This window comes from Paenibacillus periandrae (assembly GCF_022458865.1).
GTDB classification, from domain to species: domain Bacteria; phylum Bacillota; class Bacilli; order Paenibacillales; family NBRC-103111; genus Paenibacillus_S; species Paenibacillus_S periandrae.
Genome location: NZ_JAJNMU010000241.1, coordinates 1 through 235, shown reverse-complemented (window position 1 = coordinate 235; position 235 = coordinate 1). Strand labels below are relative to the sequence as shown.

The window sequence follows — 235 nt, the reverse complement described above, 5'->3', positions numbered from 1 at the left end:
GAGTTGGACGTTGTCGGATTCGGGGTTGTTGCATACACAAATCCACGCTCCGTTAACGATGCTCCGCCGTCCGAGCTTACATTGCCCGTTAAATCAACGGTCGTTGTCGTGATGTTCGTGTACGTCAACGTCGTTACCGTTGGTGCTACCGGTAAGTTCTGCGTCCTAAACTGAACTTCCACTCCATAGCCCGTTGCTGTTGTGTTGTTGGTCGCATATGCACGCACATAGTATG

General features: G+C 51.1%; 1 protein-coding gene. It reads right to left on the bottom strand.

What is annotated here, in order from left to right:
* Positions 1–235 (bottom strand): hypothetical protein (locus tag LRL21_RS45385; RefSeq protein ID WP_240422269.1); only part of this gene is annotated, 235 nt, incomplete at both ends.